This is a genomic window from Kaistella sp. (assembly GCF_041824135.1).
Classification (GTDB): domain Bacteria; phylum Bacteroidota; class Bacteroidia; order Flavobacteriales; family Weeksellaceae; genus Kaistella.
In genome coordinates this window covers 17162-28218 of record NZ_JBGZYM010000025.1, presented here as the reverse complement: position 1 = coordinate 28218, position 11057 = coordinate 17162, and the positions used below count along the sequence as shown (strand labels likewise).

The 11057-nt window shown below is 36.2% G+C and carries 12 protein-coding genes; 9 read left to right on the top strand and 3 right to left on the bottom strand.

Features of this window, described 5'->3' with window-relative positions:
- The 5 genes from ACEYOS_RS02685 to ACEYOS_RS02665 form a co-directional block, all read left to right on the top strand.
- Positions 1 to 284, top strand: a 284-nt coding sequence (locus ACEYOS_RS02685; RefSeq protein WP_373797495.1) for an IMP dehydrogenase, incomplete at its 5' end; no start/stop codon positions are given.
- Between the two features lie 93 nt (positions 285 to 377).
- Positions 378 to 827, top strand: coding sequence for a DUF6759 domain-containing protein (locus ACEYOS_RS02680; RefSeq protein WP_373709867.1), 450 nt, complete (start codon positions 378 to 380; stop codon positions 825 to 827).
- Between the two features lie 191 nt (positions 828 to 1018).
- Entirely contained in the window at positions 1019 to 2053 is a 1035-nt protein-coding gene (gene nirK / locus ACEYOS_RS02675) for a copper-containing nitrite reductase (protein ID WP_373709866.1), read from the top strand.
- 36 nt (positions 2054 to 2089) lie between these two features.
- Complete coding sequence (locus ACEYOS_RS02670; protein ID WP_373709865.1) at positions 2090 to 2941, top strand: formylglycine-generating enzyme family protein; 852 nt, start codon at positions 2090 to 2092, stop codon at positions 2939 to 2941.
- On the top strand, positions 2938 to 3510 hold the full coding sequence (locus ACEYOS_RS02665; RefSeq protein ID WP_373709864.1) for an SCO family protein: 573 nt from the start codon (positions 2938 to 2940) through the stop codon (positions 3508 to 3510). Before ACEYOS_RS02670 ends, ACEYOS_RS02665 begins: the two co-directional genes overlap by 4 nt.
- A gap of 62 nt (positions 3511 to 3572) precedes the next feature.
- On the opposite strand, the gene ACEYOS_RS02660 is transcribed toward ACEYOS_RS02665, so the two are convergent.
- From ACEYOS_RS02660 to ruvC, 3 genes are all read right to left on the bottom strand, one after another.
- Positions 3573 to 4193 (bottom strand): tetratricopeptide repeat protein, encoded by a 621-nt coding sequence (locus ACEYOS_RS02660; protein WP_373709863.1) that lies wholly within the window; start codon positions 4191 to 4193, stop codon positions 3573 to 3575.
- Between the two features lie 22 nt (positions 4194 to 4215).
- Positions 4216 to 5289, bottom strand: coding sequence for a DUF4407 domain-containing protein (locus ACEYOS_RS02655; RefSeq protein WP_373709862.1), 1074 nt, complete (start codon positions 5287 to 5289; stop codon positions 4216 to 4218).
- A gap of 144 nt (positions 5290 to 5433) precedes the next feature.
- Positions 5434 to 5988, bottom strand: coding sequence for a crossover junction endodeoxyribonuclease RuvC (ruvC, locus tag ACEYOS_RS02650; protein WP_373709861.1), 555 nt, complete (start codon positions 5986 to 5988; stop codon positions 5434 to 5436).
- 87 nt (positions 5989 to 6075) lie between these two features.
- Here ruvC and ACEYOS_RS02645 point away from each other — a divergent pair, with 87 nt between their 5' ends.
- The 4 genes from ACEYOS_RS02645 (at position 6076) to ACEYOS_RS02630 (ending at position 10946) form a co-directional block, all read left to right on the top strand.
- On the top strand, positions 6076 to 6564 hold the full coding sequence (locus ACEYOS_RS02645; RefSeq protein WP_373709860.1) for a hypothetical protein: 489 nt from the start codon (positions 6076 to 6078) through the stop codon (positions 6562 to 6564).
- A gap of 3 nt (positions 6565 to 6567) precedes the next feature.
- Entirely contained in the window at positions 6568 to 7929 is a 1362-nt protein-coding gene (locus ACEYOS_RS02640; RefSeq protein ID WP_373709859.1) for a M64 family metallopeptidase, read from the top strand.
- A 604-nt stretch (positions 7930 to 8533) separates the two neighbouring features.
- The gene (locus ACEYOS_RS02635) at positions 8534 to 9052 is read left to right on the top strand and encodes a hypothetical protein (RefSeq protein WP_373709858.1); all 519 of its coding nucleotides are present in this window, start codon (positions 8534 to 8536) and stop codon (positions 9050 to 9052) included.
- A gap of 97 nt (positions 9053 to 9149) precedes the next feature.
- Complete coding sequence (locus tag ACEYOS_RS02630) at positions 9150 to 10946, top strand: SdrD B-like domain-containing protein (RefSeq protein ID WP_373709857.1); 1797 nt, start codon at positions 9150 to 9152, stop codon at positions 10944 to 10946.
- Positions 10947 to 11057 lie beyond the last annotated feature (111 nt).

Sequence of the window (11057 nt, the reverse complement as noted above, 5' to 3'; positions counted from 1 at the left end):
TTTCAGCCATGAGACGTGGCGGAAAAGAAAGATATTTTCAAAGTGAAGCCAAGAAATTCGTTCCTGAAGGAATTGAAGGTCGCGTTCCGCACAAAGGAAAATTAGAAGATGTGATTTTTCAATTAACTGGTGGAATTAGAGCTGGAATGGGATATTGCGGTACGAAAGATATTGACACGCTACAAAAAGACGGCAAAATGGTGATGATCACAGGAAGCGGTTTGAAAGAATCTCATCCGCATGATGTGATTATTACCCAGGAAGCACCGAATTACTCTTTGTAAAAGAGATCAATTAATACAAATGCCAAGGTTAATTCGTTGGCATTTTTCTTTTAAAATTTTTAATAATCAGTATCTTTACTTTTTTAAAATAAAATGAAAGGATTATATCTGCTTTTATCGTTTTTGTTCTTAATGAGTTGCGACATGATACCGACCGGAAATTCTATTTACCGACCGACTAATTCACCAACTTCCTCAAGTTCAAGCAACGAAAATAGAGAGTTTTCCGATTTGCTCGAAAAAGATCAAATCAATAAAAAGTACGTCACGGCAGAGGTTCTTACTTACCTTTTAAATGATAGCGATCCTCAAGAAAAAAATACTGCCGCAGTGATCGAAAATACCTCCAACTGTAATATCATTGTGAGATTAGTTGGTGTTCAGAATAACCAGATCTATAACTTACCTATTTCCAGAAACAGCAAAAATCAATTCGTGATTTTAAAAGGAAATTACACCTTGAAATCAAATATTTGTGGAGCGAAGTATTACTCGCAAAAGAATATTGTAGAGCCTTTGATTCTAAAACTTTCCAATAATTAATTTGGATTTTACTCAATTATTTTTATATTAAGCCCATTATGACATTCGTCGATAAAGAGAAAAGCACCGTGAATAAAGTGTTTTATAGCTCATCAATTTTAATCTGACAAAACTCATATATCAAAATTTTCAAAAGTAATTCAAATAGGATAAATTTGTCCTATTAAACAGAAACAAATAAATATCATTCAATGAAACGTATCCTAACAAGTTTTGCGCTCGTTCTTTTCGCTTTACAGGCGTGCAAACAAAATCCATCAGACGATTCTTCGGCTACATCCGAAAACGCAATGGAAATTAAAGTAAGTGGTGAGACAGAAAACCAAGCAATTGTAAATCCACCAATGGTTCCGGCGGCAATCGGTGATCGTGCTGCCAAAAAAGTCATCGTTCGTTTAGAAGCAACTGAAGAAGTTGGTGAACTGGCTGACGGTGTAACTTACAAATTCTGGACGTTTAACAGTACGGTTCCAGGAACTTTTATCAGAATTAGAGTTGGCGATGAAGTTGAACTTCACGTAACCAACAGAAGCGACAGTGTGATGCCTCACAACATTGATCTTCACGCAGTGAACGGTCCGGGTGGTGGTGCAGAAGCGACCAACGTGGCTCCAGGAAAAGAAGCGATCTTTAATTTTAAAGCTTTAAATCCAGGATTATTTGTGTACCATTGTGCTGCAGCGCCAGTTCCATTGCACATCGCGAACGGAATGTATGGTTTAATTTTAGTTGAACCAGCAGGTGGATTGCCAAAAGTTGACCGTGAGTATTACATCATGCAAGGTGAATTCTACACCAAAGGAAAAACCGATGAGAAAGGACTTCAGGAATTTGATCAAGACAAAGGTGTTGACGAAAGACCAACTTATGTCGTATTCAACGGTAAGAAAAATGCATTGATGGGAGCAAAAGCTTTAGAAGCGAAAGTAGGTGAAACAGTAAGACTTTTCGTTGGAAATGGTGGACCAAACTTGGTTTCTTCTTTCCACGTAATTGGTGAGATCTTCGACAGAGTTTATGTAGAAGGTGGAACTACGATCAACCATAATGTACAGACTACTATTATCCCAGCAGGTGGCGCCGCTATCGTAGAATTTAAAGTGGAAGAACCAGGAAACTATATTATCGTAGACCACTCTATCTTCCGAGCATTTAATAAAGGTGCCATTGGAACGTTAAAAGTGACTGGAGAGAAAAATCCTAAAGTTTACCATAAAGTACAATAATCTCATTTAACTTAAATTATAATTAAAGAAACCGCCATGTCCAAAATTTTTAAAATATTGATGTTCGTTGGTGGTTTCTTTTTTCTATTGACTTCTTGCGAAAAAGCAAATACACTTTCTACCACAAACGTATCTTCTGACAATTCTGAAAAAGAAGTTGCTATTACACCCGATGTCGAAATGGTTTTGATCAAAGGCGGCGACTATCAACCTTTTTACGGAACAGACAGTACTTTGGTCAAAGTAGAAGATTTTCTATTAGATGAAAGACCTGTAACCAACGCGGAGTATCTTGATTTTGTAAAGAAAAATCCAAAATGGAAAAGAAGCAATATCAAAGCACTCTTTGTTGATGAAACGTATTTGAAAGATTGGCAAGATGACGAAACGCTTCCAAAAAATGCAGATCCTAATGCGGCGGTAACTTATGTTTCGTGGTTTGCTGCAAAAGCTTATGCTAAAAGTGCCGGCAAAAGATTGCCGACTTTAGATGAATGGGAATATGTAGCCATGGCCGATGAGGAAAGTGCGAACGCTAGAGAAAAACCAACTTATTCATCTCATTTAATTAATCTTTACAACGAGAAAGACAGACAGAAAAACAAAGTCAAAGTTTCTGCACCCAATTATTACGGAATTTACAATATGTTCGATCTGGTTTGGGAATGGACGGATGATTTTAACTCGATCATGACGACCAGCGATTCCAGAACAGCAGAATTCGATGACAAAGGATTATTCTGTGCTTCTGCAGCGACAAGTACGACCGATGTTCTTAACTATGCCTCTTTTATGAGATATGCTTTCAGATCAAGTTTAAAAGCGAACTATACGGTTGGAAACCTCGGTTTTCGTTGTGCAAAAGATTCTACAAATAGTACAAAATGAAAAACTTTTTAATTATATTCGTCACTTCATTATTGCTCTTTTCCTGTCAAGAAAATAAGGAAAAGAAAACCGAAACTAAATCCTTGACTGAATCTATTTTTGTGCTTGATTCCAAATGGCAAAATCAAGAAGGTCAAGAACTTCAGTTAAAAGATTTAAAAGGAAAGAACTTAGTAGTGGTCATGATTTTTACAAGTTGTACAACGGCTTGTCCGATCTTGGTAGCTGATATGCGAGCGGTTGCTTCTAAGATCGACCCAAAAAAATTGAAAGAAACAACGATGTTATTGGTTTCCATTGATCCGGAAAATGATACACCTGAAGTTTTGAAAGCGTATGCGAAACAAAATAACATGTACGGAGAACCTTGGCTTTTTATAAGAAGCGATAAAGAATCTGTACGGGAATTAGCAAATGTTCTGGCAGTGAAATACAAGAAGATTTCACCGATTGTTTTTTCTCATTCGAACATCATTTCGGTCTTTAATAAAAATGGCGAAATGGTTGATCAACAAGAAGGAACTGTAAAATCAGAAGAAGTTGCTAAAACAGTAAATAGCCTGAATTAAAATAACACTAAATCAGCTATGGAGTGTCTGCTTAAGAAATTTTGCAGGCATTTTTTTTGCATCTATTTCGTACAAAACTGGGCTTTCATCACATCAATTTCTCTGTTCTCATTATCGACGTCAAATAGGTCTGCCTTTTCTAATTCTACACAAGCTTCAGGAATTTTATTCAATTTGATATAGGAAATGCTTCGCCCAAAACTTGAATCTAAATTTTCACCACCCAACTGAACCATCGTATTAATCTCCTCTAAAGCGGCATGATAATCTCCTTTTTCGTAATACGTACTTGCAATCATATTATAGATTTCCGGAGTTCTGGGATTGGTAATTAACATCTGTCTAAAATTCATCAACGCTTCATCGTATTTTTTCTGCTGTCTGAAAACGGTCGCAACCCGCAAATAGAGTCCAGAATAGATAGGATTTTTTTCTTGTGCTTTTTTGTAATAAGTGAGAGCTTCGTCAGGATTTCCGGTTTTAAATTCGCAGTCTCCCAAAATCGTATACGTTTCCCAGGTCTTGTCGCCTTTCTCCAATAATTGAAGATAGTGGCCTTTTGCCGTAATAAAATCTTCATTGTTAAAAGCAGCCAACCCCTGTCGTTTGATCTCTTTCTTTGACTGTGCAAAAGAAAATGAAAGTGCGAAAAATAGCAGAAGAAAATTAAAAATCTTTTTCATCTTTTTTTGATAAATCTACAAATTATTTCCTCAGTTGATCTTTAAAATCATCAATTCTGTAATCGGTTAAAGCATTTCCTTTTTCGATTTTTTCTTTGGAATAGAGTTTAAAATCATTTTCCGTTTTTTCTAAAAGATGATCGTAAGGTCCAACCGACGAAATTAGTTTTACCAAAACCGGAGCAATTTCTAAAGTGATAAAAAGTCCCATAATGAAAGCCGCCGCAACTCCAATAATTGCAGAGTTTTTGCCCAGTTCATCTAAGGCTTGCAATCGGGCCGCAAAACCATTGAACTGATCTTCGAAGGTTTCTGTTTTATCTCGTTCCTTTTCTATATTGGTGTAAACCTTGGAAACTTCTTTGTCTAAATATTCTAATCGAGGCGCAATCTGTTTCTGATAATTTTCCATATCCAAACGCCGTTGTTCTTTCAATTCTGCTTTTCTTTTTGCATTCGAACCATAGCCAACTTTTCCACTGGTTAAACCACTTTGTTTACCAAGAATTTCCTTTTCTAATTCTACAGACGCAGAATCAAAAGACTTTTGATAATCCGCAATTTTGGTTTGAATCTGCTTTTTTTCAGTTTCAAAAGGGCCAGACTGTTGCAAAATTCTGCCGTTCATTTCGGCTTGAAGCTGCGTTTTATTTCTTTGAATAATGGTATTCAATTGCTTGTTGACTTCCTTTTCAAAGATTTTTAATTCTAAAGGTTTTGAAATTATAATTCCCAAAAACGCCGCTAGAATTAGACGAGGGATCGCCATTAGGATCTGATTCCACCACGTTCCCGTTTTCTTAATTGATGAAACAATGTATCGGTCCAGATTAAAGATCATTAATCCCCACAAAACTGCAAACCCAACGGAGATCCAGATATCATCAAACACCGTAAACATGGCATACCCTGCCGAAAGTGTGGCAAAAACTGCGGTGAATAAAACAATTCCACCGATGCCCGAAAATTTATTCCAGTCACTTGGAGTCTTTCTTAAGATATGAATATTGCCGCCGGAGCAAACCATCAGAAACTTTTGAAACCAATTCATCGAATGATTGACTTGATTCAAAGGATTTATTTTTTGATTATTCATTAATGTAAAATTTATACGTTTCTTAATTCGTCTTAGAAAACACAACAATGTTACAGATAGTATTAGGTTTAACCAAGTAAATCTTTTGTGTAGTTTTTGTAAATGAATTTTACAAATAAATAAATTGAATATTAGGAAGTTAGCCTACTTCAGGCGATCAGGATTTTGTTTTAGAAAACTGTCCCAGCCAGTGTATGATTTATCCGTCGATAAATTTCCTGAATTAAAATGATGACAAACTGCCACCGCCAAACCATCGGAAGCATCGAGATATTTGGTCGGAAATTCTTTTAAGTTTAAAAGATTTTTCAGCATTCCCGCAACCTGTTCTTTACTGGCATTCCCATTTCCGGTAATGGCCATTTTAATTTTTTTGGGAGAATACTCTGTGATCGGAACATCGCGATAAAGTGACGCTGCCATGGCAACACCTTGTGCACGACCCAACTTCAACATCGACTGAACGTTTTTCCCGAAGAATGGTGCTTCGAGTGCAACCTCATCAGGATGATACTCATCGATCAATGATAAAGTTCTTTCGAAAATATATTTCAATTTGGTTTCGTGATTGGGATATTTCTTGAGAATCAATTCATGCATGGCAATTAATTCCATTTTATTTCCTTTCACCGAAATGAGGCCAAAACCCATAATTGCGGTTCCAGGATCAATACCCAAAATTATCTTTTCTATTTGCACTTTGCAAAAATAGCTTCTTTAAAACAAATACATAAAAATAAAAACTATAATAACCTAAAATAAATTAAATTTGTGTTAAAACTATAAATGATGACCCGACTCTTTTTATTATTCGCAATCTGTTTATTAGTAAGTTCTTGCGACACTCAATCTTCTTCGTCCCAGTATTCTACCACCACCGCACCTTCAACAAAACTAGGTGAAAACGCTATTGTATATCTGTTTTTTGAAATCGAAAAAGATAGTAATGGTTTAGAAAAAGTAACATTAACCAACACAAAAACTACCGAAGGATTTTTAAAGAACGGATCCATTGTTAACAAACCTTCGACTGCGGGAAATCTGGTTATTTCTTTGCTTGGAAAAAATGAAGCAGTAGTAGAAGAAAGAATTATTGAAGATCCTTTAAATCCTCTTCTTGAAGTTTACGCAGAGGAAGGACTCAGCAAAAATAAACTGCAATTGACCAAAGGTCAATTTAGCGTTCGCTTTAATCAGAAAGGAGAAATCTCGTCGGTGAAAATTGAAAAAATAACACCAAACTCTAAAAACTCTTTAATAACTTTTACACTTTAAATCATGAAAAAAATTCTATTCTTTTTGCTGATCAGCCAAATGTGCATTTCACAAGTTTTTGAAACCGTTCCTATTTTAGAAAATGGACCGAGAGACAAGAGAATCAATATGGTTATTTTGGGAGATGGTTTCACTGCCGGACAGCAGGGAGATTTCGTTGCAGATGCTACCACTTTGGTGAATTATATTTTTAATAAGTCACCTTTCAATCAGTATAAAAATTATTTTAACGTTTATGCAGTTAAAGTAATTTCTGCAGAATCCGGTGTTAAACATCCCGGCACCGCCACTGATGTAACCGAGCCTGTTTTCCCCGTAAGTAATCCTGATAATTTCCTTGGCACCACCTTCGACGTTGGAGTGCACAGATGTGTCTATTCCAACAGCACCAATAAAGTTACGAATGTTTTGGCAAGTAATGTTCCCGATTTTGATGTTGCTTTTGTTCTCGGAAACTCTACTGAATATGGTGGTTGTGGTGGAACTTATGCCTTTTCATCCAATCATCCGAACGCAAGGGAAATTATCGTACATGAACTGGGACATTCTTTCGGGAAATTAGCCGATGAATATTGGTTTTCCGGAAGTGGTGAATCTCCTAATAAAACCAAAAATAACAATCCTGTAACCAACAAATGGAAAAACTGGATCGGTCTGAATAGTGTTGATATTTTCCCATATACAGAAAGTCCAACCTGGTTCCGACCTCATGAAAATTGCGAAATGCGGTACCTCGACCGTGAATTCTGCTCTGTTTGTAAACAACAGTTGATCGAAAGAGTTCACACTTTGCAAAATCCAATTGATTCCTTTACCCCAAGTAATGCTGGATCTATAAATTTGACGGGACCAATTACTTTCAACGTGAATGCAATTCTTCCAATTCCGAATTCGTTGGTTAACTCCTGGAGTTTGAACGGAAATTCACAAGCTGAAACAACCAGTGCTTTGACGCTGTCTCCAACCAATTTCAATATGGGTACCAACACCGTTCTTTTTTCAGTAACAGACAATAATAGTTTACTGAAAGTAGATAACCACGCAACATTGCACGTAGCAACTGTTAGTTGGACGATCAATAAAACTTTGGCCGCAATTGAAGTGAATTCTGCACAAAGAAATTTCCAGGTTTATCCTAATCCCGCCAAATCGCAGATTTTCATCAAGGATGAATCCAAAACTTTGAAAAATATTTCCGTTGAAATCTACGATGCTGCAGGTAGAAATTTAAGAAACCCAAGAGTTCAAAATTTATCTGCAAACGAAATTTCGGTTAATGTAGATGGACTTTTGCCACAATCTTATATCATTAAAGTTTATGAGAATAAAAACTTAATTCTGACTCAAAAAATTATTAAAGAGTAATTTTTTTCTAATTTTAAAATTAATCCGATGTTTTATGAAGCATCGGATTTTTCTTTGGTAGAGCCAGTTTAAAATTCATCAAAATTAATTTTCCCAATTCATAAAGAGCGTAATTTTGATTAATTTTTAAGATATCTTCCACCCTTTACGGTCGGGGAAAAAGAGAGAATTTCTTTTTGTGGCAAATTTAAACAGACTCTTAAATATTTTCGCTTTATTCGAAAATAAGCAGTTATTCTTTTCAATAATAAAGCAACTTTACTAAAATTCTAACAAATAATTATATTATCTTTTCTATTCGCAAGCTACAAAAGTAAAATAATTAGTTCAAACTAACCAATGACATCGTTGGAATTTAGCGAACTGCTGGAGATTTAAATTCACAAAAAAAGCATTTCAAGAATGATTAAAAAAGTACAGTAAAAAAAATCACAAAATCATATCATTTTGGTATCTTTGGCGATTGCTAAAAACCACCGTATTAAATTGAGAAAGAACTGTATTTCAAGAAATCATTTAAAAAAAAGGAAGATCACTCAATTAACGTTTTTCCGGAGGAGTAAAATTTACACCAATTTAGAAATCCTTTTATAATTATATCAATATGAAGAAACTGTATCTTCTTTTATTATCATTAACACTCTCTTCAGTTTATGCACAAGTTGCTATCGGAAAAGAATCAATTACTAATTCATCTGTTTCCCTAGAATTCGGCTCAGCAAACAGAGGTTTGATTTTACCTTGGGTAACTTCAAGCGCCTCAGTGGCTGGTGCTGTTGATGGGACTTTGATTTTTGACACTACTGACAAAAAAGTAAAGTACCAAAAAAACGGAGCCTGGTTTGACTTAAGCATAGACAATACTGGCGCAGTTGACACGACTTTACAAAACGCTTTAACGGAACTTCCTTCCGCTGAAACTACGATTGGAAAAAGAACTCCAACCAACAGCGCTCCGGGGATCCTCGTTTTAACGGATGATGATAAAGCCATGATTCTACCCAAAGTCGCAAGTCCCCATTTGAACATTATAAACCCTGCTGCAGGAATGATTGTTTACGATACTGATAATCGTCAGGTAGCCGTTTTCAATGGTAATGTTTGGTCTTTCTGGAAACCTTAATTAATATTTCATGAAGATGATGCTCAATTTTACTTCAAGCTTCTTTATTCCGGTAAAATCGATTCTTAAATGCTTATAAACAGAACAATAAATTAAAATGTTAAAAAAGACAATTGCTTTAGGATTATTTCTAATGAGCCTTTTCTCATACTCGCAAACTGCAATCACAAAAGTATATACTGATTTTAATAGTTTTTGGGCAAGTGGCACCTCAACTGCTCCGAACCCCATAAAACCTAATAACAGTCACAACCTCTTAGCTTTTACATGGAATGAAACCACTTATTCCACTGGTGTAAATGATGCATTAGTTGCAACAAACAGTGTTGCTTACACGCCCCAAGAGTACAAAGCCTTCCCTACTTTTTTCACTTCACCTCCCGGCAGCAATACATTTATTGGGGTTGGTTTAAATTATGGTGGTGTTGGAAATGTTAATCCAGTACCGGTAGAAAATAATTTGGTCAAATACCTGATGGATGGTATCAATGGATTAGACTTAGGAACGGGAATTTTCAATTTTCCGACTTCGGGTGTAATTGCTTATGACATCACCAGTATTAATCCCAGTTCAATCGGCGATGGTATTCCAGATGTTGTCATTACCCAGATTGGTGATATTAGCCTTGTTTTAGATGAGTACTATTTTACTAATGCTACCGATACCACTGTTGGTAATAAGTATATTGTAAACTTTGGAACTATAAATGATATTGGAAATGCAGATTGGAAATTTTATAATGTAGCCAATCCACCTGTTTATAATACAGGGGTTTCTAACACTTCTGCCAGAAAACTTCGCCTACTTGCTTTTGATTGGTCAGAACTTGGACTTACGCCGGGTAATATATCCCAAGTCACAAAATTAGTGCAGAAATTCTCAGGACAAAGTGATGCGGCTTTCATTGCATTTAACACCACTTCAATCGTTTTAAAAGTTTCAGTCAGCGGAACTATTTTTAATGACAATGATGCAGGAATACCTAATGGTACTGTTTATCCGGGAGCCACTGTAAAATTGATAGATAACTTAGGAAATACGATAGGTAATACGACCAGCGCTTCAAACGGCACTTATGTTTTCCCTAATATTGCAGGAGGTCAGTACACCATAGAAATGACTACTCCACCCGGCTTTTTTGTCGTGGGAAATACTGCTGGAAATACGAGCAACAGCTTATCAGTTACGGTAGGTAGCAGTGCACTCACCGGTCAAAACTTCGGGATTAATCAACCTCCGATCGCGTATAACAATACTTTGGCAGGTCAAAAAAATACGGCAGTTTCTGTAAATATATCGTCAAACGACGTAGATCCAAATAGTGGTAATGTTGTTCCCAATTCAATAAACCTGATTGCGCCAGTTGGAGCTACAAATATTATCACCACCAGCGGATTAATAAAAGGATTCACACTTGCAGGGCAAGGAACATGGGCGGTGGATAATAGTGGAGTTTTCACGTTCACACCAGTTAATGGATTTACAGGAAATGCAACCAGCGTAAATTACACCATCAGAGATACCGCAAACTTACTGAGTAACCAAGCGACCATTATCATCAGTGTAGCAGAATTTTGCTACAGACCAGCAGCCACAAGTGGAACCACTCTGGACACCAATCATGGCATCACCTCCTTAGGCAGAGCTGGCGCACAAAACTCTGACAATTGGCCGATGGTCAGAAAAGGTGCATGGACCGTTTTGGAATCAAAGTCTAAAGGATTTGTAGTCAACCGTATTTCAACTACAGCGAAAGTAAACGCTATCCCTAATCCCGTAGAGGGAATGCTTGTTTACGATGAACAAGTAGATTGTTTAAAGATCTATACTTCAACAAATGGAGGAGTAACATTTAGTTGGAACTGTCTCAATCAACAGTCTTGTCCCAATTAACTAGGAAAAACAAAAAATTGGTGACAGAAACAGAACAAATTTATATTAAGTGTTACTCCAATAGATAATTCACGGCAATTTTCTAAATAATTTGAAATAAAAACACTGAAA